The sequence below is a fragment of the Microbacterium proteolyticum genome (genome assembly GCF_029639405.1).
Lineage (GTDB): Bacteria > Actinomycetota > Actinomycetes > Actinomycetales > Microbacteriaceae > Microbacterium.
In genome coordinates, this window is sequence record NZ_CP121274.1 from 2,040,573 (window position 1) to 2,063,025 (window position 22,453).

The 22,453-nt window shown below is 69.5% G+C and carries 21 protein-coding genes and 1 riboswitch; of the genes, 8 read left to right on the top strand and 13 right to left on the bottom strand.

From position 1 onward, the window contains the following. Positions 1-44: 44 nt before the first annotated feature. Positions 45-193: riboswitch (FMN riboswitch) on the bottom strand. A gap of 69 nt (positions 194-262) precedes the next feature. From P8R59_RS10275 to sdhC, 9 genes are all read right to left on the bottom strand, one after another. Next, positions 263-1,126 (bottom strand): Fpg/Nei family DNA glycosylase, encoded by an 864-nt coding sequence (locus P8R59_RS10275; RefSeq protein WP_278100978.1) that lies wholly within the window; start codon positions 1,124-1,126, stop codon positions 263-265. A gap of 143 nt (positions 1,127-1,269) precedes the next feature. After that, entirely contained in the window at positions 1,270-1,833 is a 564-nt protein-coding gene (locus P8R59_RS10280) for a GNAT family N-acetyltransferase (RefSeq protein WP_278100979.1), read from the bottom strand. Positions 1,834-1,867: 34 nt separating this feature from the next. Then, positions 1,868-2,872 (bottom strand): tryptophan--tRNA ligase, encoded by a 1,005-nt coding sequence (gene trpS, locus P8R59_RS10285; protein ID WP_278100980.1) that lies wholly within the window; start codon positions 2,870-2,872, stop codon positions 1,868-1,870. Between the two features lie 54 nt (positions 2,873-2,926). Beyond that, positions 2,927-3,775 (bottom strand): exodeoxyribonuclease III, encoded by an 849-nt coding sequence (locus P8R59_RS10290; protein WP_278100981.1) that lies wholly within the window; start codon positions 3,773-3,775, stop codon positions 2,927-2,929. A gap of 74 nt (positions 3,776-3,849) precedes the next feature. Continuing rightward, positions 3,850-5,049 (bottom strand): YihY/virulence factor BrkB family protein, encoded by a 1,200-nt coding sequence (locus tag P8R59_RS10295; RefSeq protein ID WP_278100982.1) that lies wholly within the window; start codon positions 5,047-5,049, stop codon positions 3,850-3,852. A gap of 138 nt (positions 5,050-5,187) precedes the next feature. Next, positions 5,188-5,970, bottom strand: a complete 783-nt coding sequence (locus P8R59_RS10300) for a succinate dehydrogenase iron-sulfur subunit (protein ID WP_278100983.1) — start codon at positions 5,968-5,970, stop codon at positions 5,188-5,190. 1 nt (position 5,971) lies between these two features. Continuing rightward, positions 5,972-7,801, bottom strand: a complete 1,830-nt coding sequence (gene sdhA / locus P8R59_RS10305; RefSeq protein ID WP_077050478.1) for a succinate dehydrogenase flavoprotein subunit — start codon at positions 7,799-7,801, stop codon at positions 5,972-5,974. A 47-nt stretch (positions 7,802-7,848) separates the two neighbouring features. Continuing rightward, positions 7,849-8,304, bottom strand: coding sequence for a succinate dehydrogenase hydrophobic membrane anchor subunit (locus P8R59_RS10310; RefSeq protein WP_077050477.1), 456 nt, complete (start codon positions 8,302-8,304; stop codon positions 7,849-7,851). After that, entirely contained in the window at positions 8,304-8,738 is a 435-nt protein-coding gene (gene sdhC / locus P8R59_RS10315) for a succinate dehydrogenase, cytochrome b556 subunit (RefSeq protein WP_077050476.1), read from the bottom strand. Before sdhC ends, P8R59_RS10310 begins: the two co-directional genes overlap by 1 nt. Positions 8,739-8,960: 222 nt before the next feature. Between sdhC and P8R59_RS10320 the strand changes: the two genes are divergently transcribed. From P8R59_RS10320 to P8R59_RS10355, 8 genes are all read left to right on the top strand, one after another. Beyond that, positions 8,961-10,079 (top strand): mannose-1-phosphate guanylyltransferase, encoded by a 1,119-nt coding sequence (locus P8R59_RS10320; protein WP_278100984.1) that lies wholly within the window; start codon positions 8,961-8,963, stop codon positions 10,077-10,079. 195 nt (positions 10,080-10,274) lie between these two features. Beyond that, complete coding sequence (locus tag P8R59_RS10325; protein ID WP_278100985.1) at positions 10,275-11,375, top strand: BMP family lipoprotein; 1,101 nt, start codon at positions 10,275-10,277, stop codon at positions 11,373-11,375. 158 nt (positions 11,376-11,533) lie between these two features. Beyond that, positions 11,534-13,054, top strand: coding sequence for an ABC transporter ATP-binding protein (locus tag P8R59_RS10330; RefSeq protein ID WP_278100986.1), 1,521 nt, complete (start codon positions 11,534-11,536; stop codon positions 13,052-13,054). Continuing rightward, on the top strand, positions 13,051-14,415 hold the full coding sequence (locus tag P8R59_RS10335) for an ABC transporter permease (protein WP_431606852.1): 1,365 nt from the start codon (positions 13,051-13,053) through the stop codon (positions 14,413-14,415). The genes P8R59_RS10330 and P8R59_RS10335 overlap by 4 nt, the downstream gene beginning before the upstream one ends. Then, positions 14,412-15,710 (top strand): ABC transporter permease, encoded by a 1,299-nt coding sequence (locus P8R59_RS10340; protein ID WP_278100987.1) that lies wholly within the window; start codon positions 14,412-14,414, stop codon positions 15,708-15,710. Before P8R59_RS10335 ends, P8R59_RS10340 begins: the two co-directional genes overlap by 4 nt. 43 nt (positions 15,711-15,753) lie before the next feature. Further along, positions 15,754-16,155 carry a cytidine deaminase gene (locus tag P8R59_RS10345; RefSeq protein WP_058595516.1) on the top strand — a complete coding sequence of 134 codons (402 nt, stop codon included), beginning with the start codon at positions 15,754-15,756 and terminating at the stop codon, positions 16,153-16,155. After that, entirely contained in the window at positions 16,152-17,441 is a 1,290-nt protein-coding gene (locus tag P8R59_RS10350; protein WP_278100988.1) for a thymidine phosphorylase, read from the top strand. Before P8R59_RS10345 ends, P8R59_RS10350 begins: the two co-directional genes overlap by 4 nt. 23 nt (positions 17,442-17,464) lie before the next feature. Beyond that, positions 17,465-18,571: an adenosine deaminase gene (locus tag P8R59_RS10355; RefSeq protein WP_278100989.1), complete on the top strand. Its 1,107-nt coding sequence runs from the start codon at positions 17,465-17,467 to the stop codon at positions 18,569-18,571. A 310-nt stretch (positions 18,572-18,881) separates the two neighbouring features. Here the strand turns inward: P8R59_RS10355 and P8R59_RS10360 are convergent, their stop codons facing one another. From P8R59_RS10360 to P8R59_RS10375, 4 genes are all read right to left on the bottom strand, one after another. After that, positions 18,882-19,730: a type IV toxin-antitoxin system AbiEi family antitoxin domain-containing protein gene (locus P8R59_RS10360; RefSeq protein ID WP_278100990.1), complete on the bottom strand. Its 849-nt coding sequence runs from the start codon at positions 19,728-19,730 to the stop codon at positions 18,882-18,884. A gap of 263 nt (positions 19,731-19,993) precedes the next feature. Continuing rightward, the gene (locus tag P8R59_RS10365) at positions 19,994-20,773 is read right to left on the bottom strand and encodes an alpha/beta hydrolase (protein WP_278100991.1); all 780 of its coding nucleotides are present in this window, start codon (positions 20,771-20,773) and stop codon (positions 19,994-19,996) included. A gap of 1 nt (position 20,774) precedes the next feature. Next, positions 20,775-21,926, bottom strand: a complete 1,152-nt coding sequence (locus P8R59_RS10370; RefSeq protein ID WP_278100992.1) for a mannitol-1-phosphate 5-dehydrogenase — start codon at positions 21,924-21,926, stop codon at positions 20,775-20,777. Then, the gene (locus tag P8R59_RS10375; RefSeq protein WP_278100993.1) at positions 21,923-22,360 is read right to left on the bottom strand and encodes a PTS sugar transporter subunit IIA; all 438 of its coding nucleotides are present in this window, start codon (positions 22,358-22,360) and stop codon (positions 21,923-21,925) included. Before P8R59_RS10375 ends, P8R59_RS10370 begins: the two co-directional genes overlap by 4 nt. Positions 22,361-22,453: the final 93 nt, after the last annotated feature.

A 22,453-nucleotide genomic window follows, 5' to 3' on the forward strand; every position in this document is an offset into this window, starting at 1 on the left:
CGTGAGCGGGGCAGGAGCGCAGGGTGGCACGGCGCGGCGCGCCGACCGTGCTGCCTCCTATCCGGACTAGAGGAGATCTCTCGCCTCATCACCGTCGGTTCCGGAATTCCACCGGATCGGCCCCACCGCCGGAGCGGAGGGGTTCGCGGACTGTCACCGCCGGTTCGGATTCGCACCGACCCCGGAGCACGTATTGCTTGGTCGAAGTCTAATCAACACCGCCGACACGGATTCATTCCCGCCGACTCGGGGCGAAATCGTGCTACTTGAGCAGGCGCGACAGACGTCGGTCCGCGAGGATCTTGCCGCCGGTCTGACAGGTCGGGCAGTACTCCAGGGAGTTGTCGGCGAAGAAGACGCTCCGCACCTCGTCGCCGCACACCGGGCACGTCTCGCCGCGCCGGCCGTGCACGCGCATGCCCCGCCGCTTGGCATCCTTCAGGTCGGCCGGAGGCTTGCCGCGCGCGGTGTCGATCGCCTCGGTCAGGGTGCTGATCATCGCGGCGTAGAGCGTGTCGATCTCGGCATCCGTGAGGTTGGCGGCCAGCGCGTACGGCGACATCTTCGCCGCGTGCAGGATCTCGTCGGAGTAGGCGTTGCCGACGCCCGCGATGATCGACTGGTCGCGCAGGACGCCCTTGATCTGCGTGCGGCGCCCGGCGAGCAGCGCGGCGAACGCGTCCCGATCGAGCGTGTCGTCGAGGGGGTCGGGGCCGAGTCGGGCGATGCCAGGCACATCGGCGGGGGAGCGGACGGCGTAGACGGCGAGCGACTTCTTCGTCCCCGCTTCGGTCAGGTCGAAGCCCGATCCGTCGTCGAACCCCACGCGCAGCGCGATCGGCGTCTTCCCCGGCTTGATGAGGGTCGAGGGGAGCGCGTCGTACCACCGCAGCCAACCCGCCTTGGCGAGGTGGAACACCAGATGGATGCCACCGTCGGTGGCGACGTCGACGAACTTGCCGTGACGTTCGACCCCCGTGACGGCCGAGCCGACGAGCGCGTCGATGGGCGGGTCGTAGGTCTTCAACGCGCTGATGGCGGACACGCTCGCCTTCGTGAACGTCAGCCCCGTCACGCGGCCGCGCAGGAACTCGACGAGTCCTTCGACCTCGGGCATCTCGGGCATGCAGCCATCGTGGCATCCGTCCCCGACATCCGACAGGCCCTTGCCGCGCCCCCCGCCCCACCCCCGCCCGGCTGAGTGTCCAAGACACGCCGCATGCGACCGGGGCGACGCGGCGTGTCTTGGACACTCGACCTCCCCGCGGGCTAACCGAGGTCGAGCGGCCAGTCCTGCGGGGTCCGCTCGTCGTGTCGGAGCAGACCGCCGATCCAGAGGTCGGCGCGCCCGAGGCTGTTGACGTGGGCTTGCCGCAGCAGACCCTCGTACCGGAAGCCGAGGCGCCGCGCGATCCGGGCCGAGCCGAGGTTGCCGACCACGGCGCGCCACTCGATGCGCTCGACAGCGGGCCGGTCATCGGCGAACGCCCAGTCGATCACCGCGGTCCCCGCCTCGACCGCGATGTTCTGCCGTCGCGCGTCGCGGGCGATCCAGTAGCCGATCTCGGGTGCCCCGGTGTCGAGCTTCGCCAGCCCGATCATCCCGGCGACGCGGCCGTCGCGACGGATCGCCCACGTCGGCTGCGTGCCGTCCGCCCACCATTCGGCCGTCAGCGCGACGAAGCGCTCGGCGTCCTCGAGGAGGTACGGCGACGGCACGGTGGTGTAGCGCTGCAGGTCGGCATCCTGGCACGCGGCGTGGATCGCCGCGACGTCGGCCGTGGTCGGGGCCGAGAGTTCCAGCCGCGGGGTCTGCAGGTGGTCGGGTTCCATCCGCCCACGCTACTGGCCGGCTCCCCGCGCCGGGTCAGCCGCGGCGGAGCAGGCCGATGCGGTCGTAGACGTCGGCGAGGGTCTTCTCGGCGACGGATGCCGCCCGCTCGGCGTTCGTGGCCAGCACGCGGTCGAGCTCGGCGGGGTCGTCGAGCAGCTCGAGGGCGCGCGCACGCACCGGCTCGAACTCGGCGACGACCACTTCGGCGAGCCCCTTCTTGAAGTCGCCGTAGCCGCGTCCGGCGTACTCGTCCTCGATGGAGGAGATCTCGCGGCCGGTCAGGGCCGAGTAGATCACCAGCAGGTTCGAGACGCCCGGCTTCTCCTCGCGGTCGAAGCGCACGGCTCCCTCGGAGTCGGTGACGGCGCGCATGATCTTCTTCGCGCTGACCTTGGGCTCGTCGAGCATCCACAGCACGCCCGCGTCGGACTCGGCCGACTTCGACATCTTCGCCGTCGGGTTCTGCAGGTCGTAGATGCGGGCGGTCTCGCGCTGGATCATCGGCTTCGGCATCGTGAACGTCTCACCGAAGTTCTTGTTGAAGCGCTCGGCGAGATCGCGCGTGAGCTCGATGTGCTGCTTCTGGTCGTCGCCGACCGGCACCACGTCGGTCTGGTATAGCAGGATGTCGGCGGCCATGAGCACCGGGTAGGTGAACAGGCCGACGTTCGTGGCATCCGCCCCGTAGCGGGCCGACTTGTCTTTGAACTGCGTCATGCGCCCGGCCTCGCCGAAGCCCGTCAGGGTAGACAGCACCCACTGCAGCTCGGCGTGCGCGGGCACGTGCGACTGCACGTACAGCGTCGAGCGCGACGGCTCGATCCCGGCGGCGATGTACTGCGCCGCGGTGCGGCGGGTCTTCTCGCGGCGCTCGGCCGGATCACCGGGCTGCGTGAGGGCGTGCAGGTCGACGACCGAGAAGAACGCGTCGTACTGGTCCTGCAGCTCGCGCCACTGGAGGAGCGCCCCGATGTAGTTGCCGATCTGGAGGCTGTCTGCGGAGGGCTGCATTCCGGAGTAGAGGCGCTGCTGGGTCACCGTACGATCCTAGGCCGCCGCGACATCGGGAACGTGCCCGGCGACCCGCGCCGCTCAGAGGCCAAGCGTGTAGTCCGCGATGACGGGGGAGTGGTCGCTCCAGCGGGTGTCGTACGACGGTGCGCGGTCGACGCGGTAGTCGGTGACGCGCTCCGCCAGGGCGGGGGTCACGACGTGGTAGTCGATCCGCCAGCCCGAGTCGTTGTCGAACGCCTTCCCGCGCATCGACCACCACGTGTACGGTCCGTCGACCTCGCCGGCGTGGCGACGGCCGACGTCGACCCATCCGAGGCCCGGACCGGTCGAGCCGTCGGCGCCCTCGACCTGTTCGCCGGCGGGGCCGAAGAACCGGTCGAAGTAGGCGCGCTCACGGGGAAGGAACCCGGCGTTCTTGCGGTTGCCCCGCCAGTTCTTGATGTCGAGTTCGCGGTGTCCGACGTTCAAGTCGCCCATGACGACGGCGAGCGGCTGCGTGGCCGCGAGTTCGGCGAGACGCGCCTCCATGGCATCCAGGAAGAGCCACTTCGCCTCCTGCTTCGGGGTGTCGACCTCTCCGCTGTGCACGTACGCGCTCACGACGGTCAGGGTCTCGCCGTCGATGTCGAAGTCGGTCTCGATCCAGCGTCCCGAGGCGTCCAGCGGCTCGGGTCCGAGGTGGGTGCGGGTCTCGACGCCGGGGAGCCGGCTGACGATCGCGACGCCGGCGCGGCCCTTCTGCAGCGCCTCGTCGTTCACGATCTGCCACCCCGGGAGGGCCTCGGCGAGCTGGTCGGCCGTCGCGCGCACCTCCTGAAGAGCGAGGATGTCGGCGCCCGAGGCGTCGAGCCACTCGATCATGCCTTTGCGGACGGCGGCACGGATGCCATTGACGTTGACGGAGACGATGCGTACGGAACGAGCCACCCGTCGAGCGTAGCCCGGGCCTCCGACACGGGACCGGACGGCGGTCGTGGGCCCGCCCGCGGCGACCCGGACGCTCAGTCCAGCAGCAGTGTCTGCCGACGCGGAGCGGGAAGCTCCGCCTCCAGCCGTGCCAGGTGCGCCCGGGCGGCGCGCAGCCGGCGCCGGGCGATCCATCGGCGGGGCCACCGGGAGAGAGCTGCGGTCTCCTCTGCCGTTCGCACCGCGACCTGGGCGGCGATGACCAGGGCGGTCTGCTCCATGGCGCGACGGTCCTCGGGAGAGCGCAGCGGTACGTCGCGATCCTGCGCGGCGACGGCGATCCACGCCGCGGCGACGAGGATCACGATCCCGACGAGGCGGAACCACAGGAGGAAACCGATCAGCACCGTGAAGGTCGCGAGCAACGGATTGGAGGGCGTGTAGACGAACAGGAAGCCCGCCCCCACCTGAAGGAGCACGAGCCCCGCCGAACCCACCAGGGCGCCCGGCCAGATCCGCCGCCAGGGCAGCACGGTGCCCGTGAGGAACCGGAACAGCGACCCGAGCGCGAGGGTATTCACGCCGAAGGCGACCACGAGCGACACCCCTCGCGCCCCGAGCGACCACCACTCGGTCTCGCGCGTCCACCCGATCCACCCGAAGACGAGGTCGACGGCACCCGTGGTTATCGAACCCAGAAGCGCACCCACGAGCAGGGAGACGCCGAACAACAGCGACGCGACGAAATCCCGGGCCTTCAGCAGCACGTAGTTCCGCAGGTCGAACGGCAGCCCGAAGGTGTCGCGTACCGCGCGCCGGGTGAAGGTGACGAACCCGATGGTGGTCCAGATGACGACCACGCCGGCGAAGCCGCCGGTGACACCGAGAAGCCTGCCGCTGTCCTGCGCGACGGCCTCGACCTGCTCGGGCTTGATCAGGCCGGTGTCGCTGATGATCCCGGGAATGTAGCTGTTGACGATGCGGATGAGTCCGTCGATCGCCTCCTTGCTTCCGCCCAGCCAGATGCCGACGCTGGCGAAGGCGAGGTAGAGCGCGGAGAACACCGCGAACAAGCCCTGATAGCTCATGCCGGCCGCGAGCAGGAATCCGTTGTGCCGGAGGAAATGACGCCACACCCGCACCGGGAACAGCTGCGCGATCTTCGCCGCGCGGGCGAGGGGTTCATCCAGACGCTCGCGCACGGCCGCCTGGGCTGCATCGAACCGGTCGCGCAACGAGGTGTCCTCCGACGCCGCACCGGGCAGCGGTCGGGGGTCGTGGCGGCTGTCGGTCACCGTTCGAGCCTAGTGAATGGATGCCGGTCGCTCTCGGCCGTGGCCGGCGAGCAGTTTGCGCCCCGTGACGCCGTGACCCCCGCGCGAGACGCCGAACGGCGGGGCGCCGAAGCGCACCCGCCGTTCGAAGAGCGAGGCTCAGCGGCCGCGGAGGACCGCCTGCTTGACCTCGGCGATGGCCTTGGTGACCTCGATACCGCGGGGGCACGCCTCGGTGCAGTTGAAGGTCGTACGGCAGCGCCACACGCCTTCCTTGTCGTTGAGGATGTCGAGACGCACGTCGCCGGCGTCGTCGCGCGAGTCGAAGATGAAGCGGTGCGCGTTGACGATCGCGGCCGGTCCGAAGTACTGGCCGTCGGTCCAGAACACGGGGCACGACGAGGTGCACGCGGCGCACAGGATGCACTTCGTCGTGTCGTCGAAGACCTCGCGGTCGACGATCGACTGGATGCGCTCCTTGCCGGGGGTCGGCGTGCTGTTCGCGATGAGGAAGGGCTGCACCTCGCGGTAGGAGGCGAAGAACGGCTCCATGTCGACGATGAGGTCCTTCTCGAGCGGCAGGCCCTTGATCGCCTCGACGTAGATCGGCTGCGAGATGTCGAGATCCTTGATCAGCGTCTTGCAGGCCAGGCGGTTGCGGCCGTTGATGCGCATGGCATCCGATCCGCAGATGCCGTGCGCGCACGAGCGGCGGAACGACAGCGAACCGTCCTCCTCCCACTTGATCTTGTGCAGGGCGTCGAGCACGCGATCGGTGGAGTACAGCTCCACGTCGTAGTCGACCCAGCGGGGCTCGTCGTCGACCTCGGGGTCGAACCGGCGGATGTTGAACGTGACCATGAACGACTGGATCCCCGTGTCCTTGGGGGTCTGCTCGACCTCGTCGGAGGTGTCGACGGTCTCGATGACGGTGGATGCCATCTCAGTACTTCCTCTCGAGGGGCGGGTAGCGCAGTTCGCCGGCATCGTTCTTCGTGAAGACCACGGGCTTCCACCCGAGTTCGATGTGGTCGGCGGGGTGCGACGAATGCGGGTCGCCGGTCAGGTACGCCATGGTGTGCTGCATGTAGTTCTCGTCGTCGCGCGTCGGGAAGTCGTCGCGCATGTGACCGCCGCGGCTCTCCTCGCGGTTCTGCGCGGAGTAGACGACGACCTCGGCGAGGTCGAGCAGGAACCCGAGCTCGACGGCCTCGAGCAGGTCGGTGTTGTACCGCTTGCCCTTGTCGTCGACGTGGACGTTCTTGTAGCGCTCGCGCAGGTCGGCGATGATGTCGAGCACCTCGGCGAGGGAGTCGTGGGTGCGGAACACCTGGGCACCCTTGTCCATCTCGTCCTGCAGCGTCTTGCGCAGGACCGCGATGCGCTCGGTGCCCGAGTTGGCGCGCAGGCCCTCGATCATCTCGCGGACCTCCTTCGCCGGGTCCTCGGGGAGGGGCACGAAGTCGGCGGTCTGGACGTACTCGACGGCGTTGCGGCCGGCGCGCTTGCCGAAGACGTTGATGTCGAGCAGCGAGTTGGTGCCGAGGCGGTTGGATCCGTGCACCGAGACGCACGCGCACTCGCCGGCGGCGTAGAGACCGGGGACCACCGTGTCGTTGTCCGACAGCACCTCGGCCTTGATGTTGGTCGGGATGCCGCCCATCGCGTAGTGCGCGGTCGGCATGACCGGGACGGGCTCGACGACGGGGTCGACGCCCAGGTAGGTGCGCGCGAACTCGGTGATGTCGGGGAGCTTCGTCTCGAGGACCTCGGCACCCAGGTGGGTGCAGTCCAGGAGCACGTAGTCGCGGTGGGGTCCGGCGCCGCGACCCTCGGCGACCTCCTGCACCATGCAGCGGGCGACGATGTCGCGCGGTGCCAGGTCCTTGATGGTCGGCGCGTAGCGTTCCATGAACCGTTCGCCGCTGGCGTTGCGGAGGATCGCGCCCTCGCCTCGCGCGCCCTCGGTCAGCAGGATGCCGAGACCGGCGAGACCGGTCGGGTGGAACTGGAAGAACTCCATGTCCTCCAGCGGCAGGCCCTTGCGCCAGACGATGCCGACGCCGTCACCGGTGAGGGTGTGGGCGTTGGAGGTGGTCTTGAAGATCTTCCCGAAGCCGCCCGTGGCGAAGACGACGGCCTTCGACTGGAAGACGTGCAGGTCGCCGGTGGCGAGTTCGTAGGCGACGACGCCCGCGACCTGCGTGTTCCCCGCGTCGTCCTTCACGGTGACAAGGTCGAGTACGTAGAACTCGTTGAAGAAGTTGATGCCGAGCTTCACGCAGTTCTGGAACAGCGTCTGCAGGATCATGTGACCCGTGCGGTCGGCCGCGTAGCACGCACGGCGGACCGGAGTCTTGCCATGATCGGCGGTGTGCCCGCCGAAGCGACGCTGGTCGATCTTGCCCTCGGGGGTGCGGTTGAACGGCAGACCCATGTTCTCGAGGTCGATGACGGCGTCGATGGCCTCCTTGGCGAGGATCTCCGCGGCATCCTGGTCGACGAGGTAGTCGCCGCCCTTGATCGTGTCGAAGGTGTGCCACTCCCAGGAGTCCTCTTCGACGTTGGCGAGGGCCGCGGCCATGCCTCCCTGCGCCGCTCCGGTGTGGGAGCGGGTGGGGTACAGCTTCGAGATGACGGCGGTCTTCGCGCCGGGGCCGGCCTCGATGGCTGCGCGCATGCCGGCGCCGCCGGCGCCGACGATCACGATGTCGAACTGGTGGTAGTGCACGCCGTCCTTGACGATCGTGTCCGCGCTGTTCTGAGTGCTCACGTGTGCAATGCCTCTGCTGTCTCAGTCGAAAGGGAGGATGCCGCGGCTCACGCCTGGCAGATCTCCCACAGGGAGCTGCTCTCGGTGACGCCGAGGCAGGGGTCGAAGGTGAAGACCACGAGCGTGCCGAGGAGGATCAGGAAGGCCGCCGACAGCCCGATCGCCCAGACCAGGACGCGACGCACGGAGGGCGTCGTGACGTAGTCGTTCACGATCGTGCGCATGCCGTTGGCACCGTGGATGAGTGCCAGCCACAGCATCAGGACGTCCCACCACTGCCAGAACGGCGAGGCCAGCTTGCCGGCGACGAACGCGAAGTCGATCTGGTGGATGCCCTCGCCCGTCATGAGGTTGACGAAGAGGTGACCGAAGATGAGGACGACCAGCAGCACGCCGGAGGCGCGCATGTAGATCCATCCCCACTTCTCGAGGTTGGAGCCCTTCTTCCGCACGGCGGGCGTGCGGGGGGCGGGGATCGTGCTTGCTTCCTGGGCGACGGACATCAGTGGCTCCCCGTGACGGCGCTGAAGACGTTGATGAGGTGACGCGGGGTGAATCCGAGCATCGTGACGACCCAGAGGCCCAGCACTCCCCACCACAGCTGACGCTGGTGGCGGGTCGCCCACGGCCAGAAGTCGACGGCGATGATGCGCAGGCCGTTGTAGGCGTGGTACGCGATGGCGCCGACGAGGGCGACTTCGCCCAGACCCATGATCGGGTTCTTGTAGGTGCCGATCACAGCGTCGTACGCCTCGGGGGAGACGCGGATGAGGGCGGTGTCGAGGATGTGGACGAGAAGGAAGAAGAAGATCGCCACGCCCGTGATCCGGTGCAGGACCCACGACCACATTCCTTCGCGGCCACGGTAGAGGGTTCCGCGCGGCCTCTTCGAGGTGGTCTCTTTCACCGACGGCGTGGCACGTGCTGGTGCTGACACGGTCGTCCTCCCTGATCGAACACGGTGTGGGGGCCCGCGTGGGCCCCGAGCGTCACACGGGCGCCACTGAATACTACGGCCGGGCTATGAATCGGGGGGATGAGGGTCGCCTAACACTCTCTCGATGTCGAGATAAATCGAGGGGTCCGGGGATGGCTCCCCGCCGGGCGGCGACTGGCCTCGCGCGGGTCCGCCGAGGCCTTTCCCATTAGGGTCGATGCCATGGCCGAACCTGCTATCGACGACTTCTACGCCGTGATCCCCGCCGGTGGGATCGGCAGCCGCCTGTGGCCGCTGTCCCGGGCGGACGCACCCAAGTTCCTCCACGACCTCACCGGGTCCGGTCAGACGCTCCTGCGCGATACCTGGGACCGTCTCGCGCCGCTGTCCGGCGAGGATCGCATCGCGGTCGTCACCGGCCGTGCGCACCGCGCCGCCGTCGAGCGCGAGCTTCCGGGCGTGCCGGACCACAACGTCTTCCTCGAGTCCGAGCCGCGGGACTCCAGCGCCGCCATCGGTCTCGCCGCCGCGATCCTCGTCCGGCGCGAGCCCGACGTCATCATCGGTTCGTTCGCCGCCGACCACGTCATCCGCCAGACGCGCCAGTTCGACTTCGCCGTGCGACAGGCGGTGGCCGTCGCCCGTGCCGGATACATCTGCACGATCGGCATCCAGCCGAGCGAACCCTCCGTCGGCTTCGGGTACGTCAAGCAGGCGGACGAGCTCATCGTCGACGGGGCGCCCGAGGCCTACACCGTGGAGCGGTTCGTCGAGAAGCCCGATCTCGACACCGCCAAGGCGTACTTCTTGGATCGGGCGTACCTCTGGAACGCCGGCATGTTCATCACCCGCGCCGACGTGCTCCTCGCCGAGCTCGCCGTCAACGAGCCGGAGCTGCACGCGGGCCTGCTCGAACTGGCCGAGGCGTGGGACGACCGCGCCCTCCGCGGTCCCGCCGTCGACCGCATCTGGCCGGGCCTGAAGAAGATCGCGATCGACTACTCCGTCGCCGAACCGGCCGCCGAGAAGGGGCGTCTCGCGGTCATCCCGGGTCACTTCGACTGGGACGACGTGGGCGACTTCGCCAGCCTCTCGAAGTTGAACTCCTCGGGCGGGCGCAACGAGCTCGCGATCCTGGGTGAGGACGCGCGCGTGCTGTCCGATGCCTCCAGCGGGATCGTCGTGTCCCAGACGAAGCGCGTCATCAGCCTCATCGGCGTGCGCGACATCGTCGTGGTCGACACCCCCGACGCGCTCCTGGTGACCACGAGCGAGAACGCCCAGCGCGTCAAGGGCGTCGTGGACGCGCTCAAGCTCACCGGTCGCGGCGACGTCCTCTGATACCGGATGCCGTAGCACGCGGCATCCGGTCTCGTCGGTGCCGTCGCCGTGTGGCGCGCGCATCACGCGAGATTGCGTCTTTGTAACCATTGCCGCGCGGGGCCCGTTCGGGCGCGCAAGCGATTCGTCACAGTGGGTAACGTGACTCCATCGTCCCCCGAACCCGTTGGGGGCCCCCGTCTTGGAGGACCATTCGTGAAGACCACGAAGAAGGCCGTCGTCAGCGGCCTCGCGATGATCGGCGCGGCCGTGCTGCTCGCCGGTTGCGGTGCCGCGCCCGAGAGCACCGGCTCGTCGGCCGCTGCCGGTGCCAGCGACTACCTGCCCTGCATGGTGTCGGACTCGGGTGGGTTCGACGACAAGTCGTTCAACCAGCTGGGCAAGGAAGGCCTGGACCAGGCCGCCGCGGAGCTCGGCTCGAAGAAGCCGATCGAGGTCCAGTCGCAGGCCGAGACCGACTTCGCCTCCAACCTCTCCAGCCTCGTCGACCAGGGCTGCAACACGATCATCACGGTCGGCTTCCTTCTGGCGCCGGCCGCGCTCGAGTCGGCCACGGCCAACCCCGACCTGCAGTACGTCTCGATCGACGACACCGTCGACCAGAACTTCGACGGCACGACGGACGCGCCGAACATCAAGCCGATCATCTTCGACACCGCTCAGGCCGCCTACCTCGCGGGCTACCTCGCCGCGGGTGTCTCCAAGACCGGCGTCGTCGGCACCTTCGGTGGCATGAACATCCCGACCGTCACGATCTTCATGGACGGTTTCGCCCAGGGCGTCGAGAAGTACAACACCGACAACGGCACCTCGGTCCGCGTCGTCGGCTGGGACCGCACCGCCAAGGACGGCTCGTTCACCGGTGGCTTCGAGGCCAACGACACCGCGCGTCAGACCGCGCAGGCGATCATCGACCAGAACGTCGACGTGCTCCTGCCCGTCGGTGGCCCGATCTACCAGTCGGCCGCCGTCGCCATCCAGGACTCGGGCCGCGAGATCGCCATGGTCGGCGTCGACGCCGACGTGTTCGAGACCGACCCCTCGGTCGGCAGCCTGCTCCTGACCTCGATCCTCAAGGGCATCGACGTGGGAACCAAGGACGCGATCGTGTCCGCCGGAAAGGGCGAGTTCGACACCACGCCGTTCGTCGGCACCCTCGAGAACGACGGTGTCGGAATCGCGCCGTACCACGACTGGTCGGACCGCGTGCCCGCTGACCTGACCAGCAAGGTGGACGCGCTCAAGGCCGACATCATCAGCGGCAAGATCACGGTCGAGTCCTACCTGGCCGGCTGAGAGATCCACTCTCCTGGGGGAGGTCGGCTCCGTGCCGGCCTCCCCTCCCTTATGGGAGCCGCGGGCCTTGGCCCCGGCGATCGGAACCGATCCGCTCACGAGGCGGATCCTCCCCGTCGCACCCCGTGTGCGGCGCCACAGAACTTAGGATCGGGAACATGAAGCTCGAACTCCGCGGGATCACGAAAACCTTCGGATCCCTGGTGGCGAACGATCACATCGACCTCACTGTCGAGGCCGGAGAGATCCACTGCCTGCTCGGCGAGAACGGTGCCGGCAAGTCCACCCTGATGAACGTCCTCTACGGTCTCTACCAGGCCGACGGGGGAGAGATCCTGCTGGACGACGACGTCCAGCACTTCGCCGGACCCGGCGACGCGATGCGGGCCGGCATCGGCATGGTGCATCAGCACTTCATGCTCATCCCGGTCTTCACCGTCGCCGAGAACGTCATGCTCGGCCACGAGCCGACGAAGTTCGGCGGGCGGCTCGACCTCGCCGCGGCGCGTGCGAAGGTCACGGAGATCTCCGACCGCTTCGGCTTCGACGTCGACCCCGACGCCCTCGTCGACGATCTGCCCGTGGGGGTGCAGCAGCGCGTCGAGATCATCAAGGCCCTCTCCCGGGATGCCAAGGTCCTCGTGTTCGACGAGCCCACGGCCGTCCTCACGCCGCAGGAGACCGACGAACTGATGGCGATCATGCGTCAGCTGAAGTCCTCCGGCACCTCGATCGTCTTCATCACCCACAAGCTCCGCGAGGTCCGCGAGGTCGCCGACCGGATCACGGTGATCCGCCTGGGTAAGGTGGTCGGCGAGGCTGACCCGCGCGCGTCCAACGCGGAACTGGCGTCGCTGATGGTCGGTCGCGCCGTCGAGCTGACGGTTCAGAAGGAGGCGCCGACGCTCGGCGAGGTGGGGCTCTCCGTATCCGGGCTCACCGTCGTCGACGCGATCGGCCAGCTCGTCGTCAACGACGTCAGCTTCGACGTCCGCCGGGGCGAGGTCCTCGCGATCGCCGGCGTCCAGGGCAACGGCCAGACCGAGCTCACCGAGGCCCTCCTGGGGCTGCAGGATCGCGTCGAGGGCTCGATCGTGCTGGACGGCACGGAGCTCCTCGGCCAGAGCGTCCGCGCGGTGCTCGAGTCGGGCGTCGGGTTCGTTCCCGAGGACCGCAAGGAAGACGGTCTGGTGGGGGAGTTCTCGATCGCGGAGAACCTCATGCTCGACCGGGCCGACGGTGCCCCGTTCGTCAAGGGCGGCGCGCTCCAACTCTCCACGCTCGCCGATTTCGCGCGCGAGAAGGTGAGCGAGTTCGACGTGCGGACGCCCTCGATCGAGACACCCGTCGGGCGCCTCTCCGGCGGCAACCAGCAGAAGGTCGTCCTCGCACGCGAGCTCAGCCGCGACCTCCGCCTCTTCGTCGCCGCCCAGCCCACCCGTGGCGTGGACGTCGGCTCGATCGAATTCATCCACAAGCGCGTCATCGAGACCCGCGACAGCGGCGTGCCCGTGATCGTCGTCTCCACCGAGCTCGACGAGGTCACCGCCCTCGCCGACCGCATCATGGTCATGTACCGGGGCCGCGTCGTCGGCATCGTCCCGGGCGACACCTCGCGCGATGTGCTCGGCCTGATGATGGCCGGCGAAGCGCCCCAGAACGAAGGAGTCGCCGCGTGAGCGATTCGCACAGCCCGCACGACCCGACCGCCGCGCGCGCCGATCGCGCCGCCGAGGTCGCCGCGGCGACCGACGCCGACGTCGCCCTCGAGGGGAGCGTCGCGGTCGACACCGTGGCGGGAGCCCGCGTCGTGACTCCGCCGCCCGCGCCCGAGGAGAACCGCTGGAGCCGCGCCCTGCGCGAGATCGCCACCGGCAACGCCATCATCTCGGTGCTCGCGGTCATCCTCGCCCTGCTCGTGGGCGCGATCATGATCGCCGCCACCGATGAGAACGTCCAGGCGACATCGGCGTACTTCTTCGCGCGGCCGGGCGACACGCTCGCCGCCATCTGGGAGTCGGTCTCGGGGGCGTACGCCTCCTTCTTCCAGGGGGCGATCTACAACTTCCGCCGCCCCGAGTTCGCCACGGGGATCAAGCCGCTCACCGAGACGTTGACGTTCGCGACACCCCTGATCGCGGCCGGCCTCGGCGTGGCCCTCGCGTTCCGCGTCGGCATGTTCAACATCGGCGGTCGCGGTCAGATGCTCGTCGCCGCGGCGGCCGCGGGCTGGGTCGCCTTCTCGTTCGACCTGCCGTGGGGCGTCCACATGGTCATCGCCCTGGTCGCCGGCGTCGTCGCCGGTGCGATCTGGGCCGGCATCGCGGGAGTCCTGAAGGCTCGCACCGGTGCGCACGAGGTGATCGTGACGATCATGCTCAACTACGTGGCGTACTACCTCGTGTACTACATGCTGCGCACCCCGGGGCTCCTCCAGGCGCCGGGCTCGAGCAACCCGACGACCCCGCCGATGAAGGACACCGCGGTCTTCCCCGACCTCTTCGGCTCGGGCTACAACCTGCATTTCGGGTTCGTCCTGTCCATCCTCGCGGTGGTGCTGGTGTGGTGGATCCTCGAACGGTCCTCGCTCGGCTTCCGCTTCCGCGCGGTCGGTCTGAACCCGAACGCGGCCCGCGTCGCGGGCATCAACGTCAAGTCGATGTACGTCTACGCGATGCTCATCTCCGGTGGTCTCATCGGTCTCGCCGGCGTGGACCAGGTCCTCGGAACCGTGACGACCGGCTTCTCCAGCGGCATCGACGCCGGCATCGGGTTCGACGCGATCACCGTCGCGCTCCTGGGCCGCTCCACTCCCGTGGGCGTCCTGGTGGCCGGCATCCTGTTCGGCGCGTTCAAGGCCGGCGGCTTCGCCATGCAGGCCGCCAACGGCGTGCCCATCGACATCGTCTTGGTCGTGCAGTCGCTCATCGTGCTGTTCATCGCCGCCCCGCCCCTGGTGCGCGCGATCTTCCGCCTGCCGACCCCCGGAGCGCGCCAGCCCAAGGTGCGCGCCGCCAAGAAGAAGGAGGCGGCCCGGTGAGCACCACCGCCGCACACCCCGAGGCCGCGCCCGCCGTCGAGGCCCTCGACAAGGCCGTCGTCGTGAGCTGGAAGGCCCCGATCGTCTACGGCGTCATCACGGTGCTCGCCGCCGTGCTCTTCGTCGTGGCACGCCAGGACGGCGACGCCGTCTTCGGCATCTCGAGCCCGGGTGAATTCATCCAGTTGCCCGAGGTCGTGCTGGGCGGCGCCGTGACCGGCGCGGTCTGCACGATCCTGCTGGCGCTCGTCACGGTCGCGAGCGTGCTGATGGTGCGAGCGCACCGCCGGCCCCCGATCTGGCTGGCCGTGATCTTCGCCGTCGTGTTCATGGTCGGATTCCTCACCTGGGCCGCCGCCGGCGCGACGACCTCGGTCATCCCGCTCACGGGTCTCCTCGCGGGCGGACTGAGCCTCTCGGTGCCGCTGATCTTCGGCGCCATGTGCGGCGTCCTCAGCGAGCGCGTCGGCGTGGTCAACATCGCGATCGAGGGACAGCTGCTGGCCGGTGCGTTCACCTCGGCGATCGTCGCGACGGTGACGGGCAACCCCTTCATCGGTCTGCTCGCCGCCGCGGTGGCCGGTGTCCTGGTGTCCTTCGTCCTCGCCGCCTTCGCGATCAAGTACTTCGTCGACCAGGTGATCGTCGGCGTCGTCCTCAACGTGCTCGTGGTGGGCCTGACGAGCTTCCTGTTCTCGCAGCTCCTCTCGCCGCACGCCGACACGCTGAACTCGCCCCCGCGGTTCCCGCGTCTGCCGATCCCGGTGCTGGCCGACATCCCGATCATCGGGCCCATGCTGTTCAACCAGACCGTGATCGTCTACCTCATGTACGTCACGGTGATCGCCGTCTACCTGGGCCTGTTCCACACCCGCTGGGGCCTCCGGCTGCGTGCCGTCGGCGAGCACCCGCAGGCGGCCGACACCGTGGGTATCAACATCGCCCGCACCCGGTTCTGGAACGTCTCGCTGGGCGGTGCGATCGCGGGTCTGGGTGGTGCGTTCTTCACGCTGGGTTCGGTCGGCGCCTTCAACAAGGAGATGACGGCGGGCGCGGGATACATCGCCCTCGCGGCGGTCATCTTCGGTCAGTGGGACCCGATCCGCGCGACCCTCGCCGCCCTGCTGTTCGGCTTCGCCTCGAACCTGCAGAACACCCTCGGCGTCATCGGCTCGCCCGTGCCCAGCGAGTTCATGCTCATGCTGCCGTACGTCGTGACGATCTTCGCCGTTGCCGGTCTCGTCGGGAAGGTCCGCGGCCCCGCGGCCGCCGGCAAACCGTACGTCAAGGGCTGACCCGGCCCGTTTCCCCCTTCACGAGAGGACCCTCCGCTCCACGATGACCGACATCGACTGGGACGAACTCCGTTCCGCCGCCACCGAGGCCATGCATCGCGCCTACGCCCCGTACTCCCGCTTCAAGGTGGGCGCTGCGGCGCTCGTCGCCGACGGACGCATCGTCTCGGGGTGCAACGTCGAGAACGCCTCCTACGGCGTGACGCTGTGCGCCGAGTGCGGGCTGGTCTCGGAACTCCACATGAGCGGCGGTGGTCAGCTCGTGGCCTTCGTGTGCGTCGACGGGGAGGGCCGTACGCTCATGCCCTGCGGCCGGTGCCGTCAGCTGCTCTTCGAGCACGCGATCCCGGGCATGCTGCTCGAGACCGTCAGCGGCATCCGCACGATCGACGAGGTCCTCCCGGACGCCTTCGGTCCGCGCGACCTCGAGGAGGCGGCCCGGTGAGCACCGAGCAGTACGACGCGGTCGACATCATCCGCGCGCAGCGAGACGGTCGGGCCATCTCCGAGGGCGAGATCCGCTGGTTGGTCGACGCCTACACGCGCGGCTACGTGATGGACGCGCAGATGTCGGCGTTCACGATGGCGGTCCTGCTGAACGGTCTCGGCCGCGACCAGATCCGGGTGCTGACGGACGCCATGATCGCCTCCGGCGAGCGCATGGACTTCTCGTCGCTCGACAAGCCCACCGTCGACAAGCACTCCACCGGTGGGGTGGGCGACAAGATCACGCTGCCACTGGCGCCGCTGGTCGCCGCATTCGGGGTCGCCGTTCCGCAGCTCTCCGGCCGCGGTCTCGGGCACACCGGAGGCACGCTGGACAAGCTCGAGTCGATCCCGGGGTGGCGGGCCGCGCTGTCCAACGACGAGATCCTCGCGCAGCTCGCCGACGTCGGCGCCGTGATCTGCGCGGCGGGAACGGGCCTGGCCCCGGCCGACAAGAAGCTCTACGCGCTCCGCGACGTCACCGGCACCGTCGAGGCGATCCCGCTGATCGCCTCGAGCATCATGTCGAAGAAGATCGCGGAGGGCACCGACTCGCTCGTGCTCGACGTGAAGTTCGGCTCCGGCGCCTTCATGCAGGACATCGACCGCGCGCGTGAACTCGCCGAGACGATGGTCGCCCTCGGCACCGACTCCGGCGTGAACACCACGGCGCTCCTGACCGACATGAACACCCCGCTCGGGCGCGCGATCGGCAACGCCAACGAGGTGCGCGAGTCCGTCGAAGTCCTCGCCGGCGGCGGCCCGGCCGACGTCGTCGAGCTGACCGTCGCGCTCGCCCGCGAGATGCTCACCCTCGCGGGTCGCCCCGATGCCGACGTCGAGGCCGCCCTGGCCGACGGCCGTGCGATGGACGTATGGAAGCGCATGATCCGCGCGCAGGACGGCGACCCGGATGCCGCGCTCCCGACCCCGCGCGAGACCCACACGGTCGTCGCGGATCGCTCCGGCGACGTCACCCGCGTCGAGGCACTGCCCTTCGGCATCGGGGCGTGGCGCCTGGGCGCCGGACGCGCTCGTGCCGAGGACGCCGTGGTGCACGCCGCGGGAATCGACCTGCACGTCACCGTCGGCGACTCCGTCGCGGCCGGTCAGCCGCTGTTCACCCTCTCGGCCGATGATGAGACGCGCTTCGATCGCGCCCTCGCCGCGGTCGAGGGTGCGTGGGAGATCGGCGACAGCGCTCCCGCGCGCACCCCGCTCGTGCGCGAGCGCATCACCGCGTGATGGCATCCGACCCGAGGAGCACCATGGCCACCGACGACGTCCGCATCCAGGGCAAGAAGCTGAAGAATCTGCCGAAGGTGTCGTTGCACGACCACCTCGACGGCGGGCTCCGTCCGCAGACCGTCCTGGAACTGGCCGACGAGATCGATCTCGACCTGCCCGCCGATGACGCGAAGAGTCTCGAGGCGTGGTTCTCGGACCACATCGACGGCGGCTCGCTCGAGGACTACCTCGAGAAGTTCGACGCGACGATCGGCGTGATGCAGACGCGCGAGGGGCTCTTGCGCGTGGCGAAGGAGTTCGTCGAGGACCTCGCCGACGACGGTGTCGTGTACGCCGAGGTGCGGTGGGCTCCCGAGCAGCACCTCACGCGCGGCCTGAGCCTGGACGACGTCGTGGATGCCGTGCAGGAGGGCATCGAAGAGGGCGAGGATGCCGCGGACGCCCGCGGCAAGGACATCCGGGTGGGGCAGCTGCTCACGGCCATGCGCCAGGGGTCGCGCTCCCGGGAGATCGCCGAGCTCGCCGTCTCGTGGCGCGGGCGCGGCGTGGTCGGATTCGACCTGGCCGGTCCCGAGGACGGCTTCCCTCCGTCGAACCATCGCGCGGCGTTCGACTACCTGGCCGAGCAGTTCTTCCCCACGACGGTGCACGCCGGTGAGGGCGCGGGGCTGGCATCCATCCGCTCCGCTCTCATCGACGGCCGGGCCGTGCGCCTCGGTCACGGCGTGCGGATCGCGAACGACCTCGACGTCGTGTCGCGCGAGGGCGAGGAGGTGCTCGTCACCTTCGGCGACATGGCGCGCTGGGTGCGCGACCGCGAGATCACGCTCGAGCTGTCGCCGACGTCGAACCTGCAGAGCGGCGCGGTCACGGCCTGGGGCGACACGATGGACGCCCACCCGTTCGATCTGCTGTACCAGCTGGGCTTCTCCGTCACGGTGAACGTCGACAACCGCCTCATGAGTCGCACGACGCTGACCCGCGAACTCGGGCTGCTGGCGCAGGCGTTCGACTACGACCTCGACGACCTCGAGGCCTTCCAGCTCAACGCCGCGGCCGGTGCGTTCCTGCCGGTCGAGGAACGCGAGGAGCTCATCGAGATCATCGCCGAGGGCTTCCAGCGCTGACGCGCCGCACGGGCGCGCGGGGCGACGATTCCGCTCTCGAGGGGACGCGCCCCGCGCGTGCGAAACTCCTGAGATCTGTGCTCCAGTCGTCCGCGCGGCCCCGTTTCCGGCCGCGCGCGCCCCGTTCCTCAGGAGTTTCGCCCGCCCTCACGCCCGGGCCGTTGCCGACCTGCTGTCCAGCCGGTGGCCGCTCGACCGGCGGCGCCCCCGGGCGGGTGGGCCGGCGAGGGCGCACGGGCGTGCGAAACTCCTGAGATCTCGGCCCTCAGGGCGGCGCGGGTCGGCGTGACGGGCGCGGCGGAACGGGATTTCAGGAGTTCGGCCCGGGTGCGCCGTGCGCCAGGACGCGCTGGAGTGCGGCGCGGACGCGGTCGGGGCGGTAGAGGATGTCCTCGGCGAGCAGACGGAGCGTCGCGTACCCGCGCTCGAGAGCGGCCATGTCACGGCGCCGGTCGTTCTTGTGGACGTGCCAGGTGCCGTGGAACTGCGCACTGTCGCACTCGACGATGAGCCAGCCGTTCACCAGCAGATCGACGCGCCCGACGCCGTCGATGCGTACCTGCACTTCGACCCGGCAGCCGAGATGTCGCAGGAGGAGTCGGACGAGCGTCTCGGTCCCCGCCTCGGCACGCGGATCCAGCAGCACTCGCAGCACCTGGAAGCGACGCGGCACGCGGGCGAAGACCTCGCCGATGTCGGCCTCGTCCACGAGGCCGAGGTGCCAGGCGCTGTCGAGCGTCGCAACAGCTGATCGCGGCGGTTGGCAACGGGTCGCCTGCGCGAGGGCTTCAACGACGTGGACCACGGATCGGTCTCGCGGTGCAGCGGTCCGTCTCCAGTGGTACGCGATGCCGCGGGGTGCCGGTGGGCGTCGGCTGGCCAGGGGATCCTGCTGCACGTGGCGGTCCGTGTGGTGGTGGATGAACACGCCGTACAGCGCCAGAAGGCTGATGCAGTCGAGCCGCCCGCCCAGACGCGCCGCCGCGACGATGTCGCCGGGTGTGCCTGCTACGACGAACCTGCCTTGGCGCACGCGCAAGAGGGCACCGTCGGCAACGGCGCGGGCGAGAGCACGACGCGACCACCCCGCCGCATGGAGGTCGCGCGTCGCCCACACCACCTCGTGGTCGTCGTCGGGGCGAAGGTCTGGGGATGCCATGGGCACACCCTGGCCGCTTCGCAGGGCGTCGCGTGGTCACGGGCACCCGAGCTGTGGATAACGGCGGGAGGGCAGGGGGAGGTCTTCCCGGACCGCCGTGGGCGAAACTCCTGAATTCTGGCGCCGCATCACCGATCTGCGGCAGTGGCGACGCAGATCAGGCCGGTTTCTCAGGAGTTTCGCCCGCGGGGACACCGAACCCGGCCGCGCGCGGGACACGGCCCCACCCGGCCGGCGGTAGGCGGGCGCGGGCGGCTGCCCCCTCAGGGCGTCGGCAGGAACGCCGCGAGCTGCTCGGCGATGACGCGGTCGACCTCGGCGGGATCGGCGGTCGGGGTGCCGTCGCCGGCCTGCGGACCGTAGGCGCCGAAAGATGCGTGCGAGGCGCCGGGGATCTCGACGAACACCGCGTCGGCGGGGAGCTCCTTCGCCGCGTCGGCGATCTTCTGCGGTGTGGACAGGCCGTCCTCGGAGCCCGACAGGCTCAGCACCGGCAGCCCCGACCCGGAGAGGTCGTTCGCGCAGTACGACGCGAACAGCACGAGGGCGTCGGCGTCGCCGGCGAGCTGGCAGGCGCGGACGCCGCCCAGCGAGTGTCCGCCGACGGCCCACGCCGAGACATCCGGTGCGAGGTCGGTGAAGGTCGAGAGGGGGCGCGGGTCGAAGAACGCGAGGTTCAGCCACGGCCGGGTGATCACCACCGTCACCCCGTCGTCGACCACGGTGTCTTCGAACGTCGCGACGTAGCCGAGGGCGTCGACCTTCGCGCCCGGGATGAACACCAGGCCGCGGCCGGTGTCACCGGCGACCGGCGTCAGGATCACGGCGGTGGAGTCCTCGGTGATGGTGAGCCCGGGATTCGCGCGTGCCTCGGCGAGCGGGTCGGGTTCGGCACCCATGACCCCGACCTGGCTGTAGATCAGGATGCCGGCGACGAGGAGCAGCACGAGGGCGCCGAGGGCCGCGAGGATCCAGCGCAGGACACGAAAACGCCGACGGGGCGCACGGGGCGCCCCGTCGGCGGACGGGCTGGTGTCGGTCACCTCACGAGCGTAATGCGGCCTGACGTGCGGAGACGATCTCCACGATCGGCGCGAACAGCGGGTGCTCCGGCTCGAGGCCGGTCACCTGCGCCGTGAAGGCCGTGGCATCCAGTTCGCCGAGGAGCCGCTGCAACTCCACGGCCTGGGCGTCCTCGGCATCCTGGAACTCCAGGGCGGCGGCCATCGCGGCCACGAGCGCGTCGACGGGCAGGCCCCGCTCGATCGCCTCGGCGGCGGGGCCGACGAAGCGCTCGTGACGGGAGAGCTTGCGCAGCGGCTGGCGCCCGACGCGCCACACGGTGTCGGGGAGCGCGGGGTTGCGGAAGCGCCGCAGGATCGTCTCGCGGTACTGACCCTGCACCTCGGCGTCGAGTTCGTGCTTCTGCACGAGGAGGGCGCTCGTCTCCTGCAGCGCCGCCTCGACCTTCGCCGCGATCGCCGGATCGGCCAGCGCGTCGGAGATGCGCTCGATGCCGGCCTGCGCACCGAAGTACGCCGTGGTGGCGTGCCCGGTGTTGACCGTGAAGAGTTTGCGCTCGATGTACGGCTCGAGGTCGTCGACGAAGTGCGCGCCCGGGATGTGCGGCGGGGCGTCGCCGAACGGCCCCCGCTCGATCGCCCACTCGTAGAACGGTTCGACCGTGACGTCGACGCCGCCGGCGGCCTGGGCCGGGACGATCCGGTCGACGGCGGTGTTCGCGAAGACGGCGCGCGCTTCGAGGGCGTCCCAGGAATCGCCGGCGATGTCGACCACGTGCTCGCGCAGTTGGTCAGTCGCTCCGATCGCGTTCTCGCACGCCATGATCTGCAGGGGCGCGAGCGAGGGGTCGCGCAGCGCGAGGCCCGCGACGATGTGCGGCGCGACGAACTTCAGGATCGTGGGGCCCACGGCGGTGGTCACCACGTCGGCGGTCGCGATCTCGTCGACAAGGGTCTCGGCATCCGTCGAGCTGTCGATGGCGCGGAAACCGGTCACCGTCTTGTCGACGCCGCCTTCGCCCACCTCGTGGACGGTGTACTCGGATGCCGCGTTGATCGCCGCGACGAGCGGAGCGGACACGTCCGAGAAGACGAGCTCGTAGCCGCCCTCGTGGAGCAGCAGACCGACGAAGCCGCGACCGATGTTGCCGGCGCCGAAATGGACGGCCTTCATGCGTTGACGGAGCCCGACAGGGCCTCGAAGAGCTCCTCGGGGGAGGAGGCGGCCTTCAGGCGGGCGACGTCGTCCTCCTCGGAGAAGAGGATGGCGATCTGCGACAGGATCTCGAGGTGCTCATCGCCCTTGCCGGCGATGCCGATGACGAAGGTGACGGGCTCCCCGCCCCAGTCGACGCCCCCGTCGTAGCGGACGACCGACAGGCCGGAGGTGAGGATGGCCTGCTTGGTCTCGTTGGTGCCGTGCGGGATGGCGAGCTCGTTGCCCATGTAGGTGGACACGGTCTCCTCGCGCTGCTGCATGGCGGCGAAGTACTCGCCGGTGACGGAGCCGGCGGCTTGGAGCAGATCGGCGGCTTCCTTCATCGCCTCCTCGCGGGTGGCGCTTCCGGGGTGGATGCGAACGGATTCGATGCGGAGGACGTCCGACATGGTTCTCGCCTTTCTCGTCGTGCTGTCCAGCCTTGCAAAACGCGGGCCGAACGGGAAGACGCCAGGGGCCGGGGTTGTGCCCCAGCCCCTGGC

Coding starts and splice junctions, on each gene's coding strand:
- P8R59_RS10360 (WP_278100990.1), bottom strand. CDS start 19,730: ATGGCATCCCCAGACCTTCGCCCCGACGACGACCACGAGGTGGTGTGG.
- P8R59_RS10330 (WP_278100986.1), top strand. CDS start 11,534: ATGAAGCTCGAACTCCGCGGGATCACGAAAACCTTCGGATCCCTGGTG.
- P8R59_RS10345 (WP_058595516.1), top strand. CDS start 15,754: ATGACCGACATCGACTGGGACGAACTCCGTTCCGCCGCCACCGAGGCC.
- P8R59_RS10300 (WP_278100983.1), bottom strand. CDS start 5,970: ATGGCATCCACCGTCATCGAGACCGTCGACACCTCCGACGAGGTCGAG.
- P8R59_RS10310 (WP_077050477.1), bottom strand. CDS start 8,304: ATGTCCGTCGCCCAGGAAGCAAGCACGATCCCCGCCCCCCGCACGCCC.
- P8R59_RS10280 (WP_278100979.1), bottom strand. CDS start 1,833: ATGGAACCCGACCACCTGCAGACCCCGCGGCTGGAACTCTCGGCCCCG.
- P8R59_RS10320 (WP_278100984.1), top strand. CDS start 8,961: ATGGCCGAACCTGCTATCGACGACTTCTACGCCGTGATCCCCGCCGGT.
- P8R59_RS10375 (WP_278100993.1), bottom strand. CDS start 22,360: ATGTCGGACGTCCTCCGCATCGAATCCGTTCGCATCCACCCCGGAAGC.
- P8R59_RS10275 (WP_278100978.1), bottom strand. CDS start 1,126: ATGCCCGAGATGCCCGAGGTCGAAGGACTCGTCGAGTTCCTGCGCGGC.
- P8R59_RS10355 (WP_278100989.1), top strand. CDS start 17,465: ATGGCCACCGACGACGTCCGCATCCAGGGCAAGAAGCTGAAGAATCTG.
- P8R59_RS10370 (WP_278100992.1), bottom strand. CDS start 21,926: ATGAAGGCCGTCCATTTCGGCGCCGGCAACATCGGTCGCGGCTTCGTC.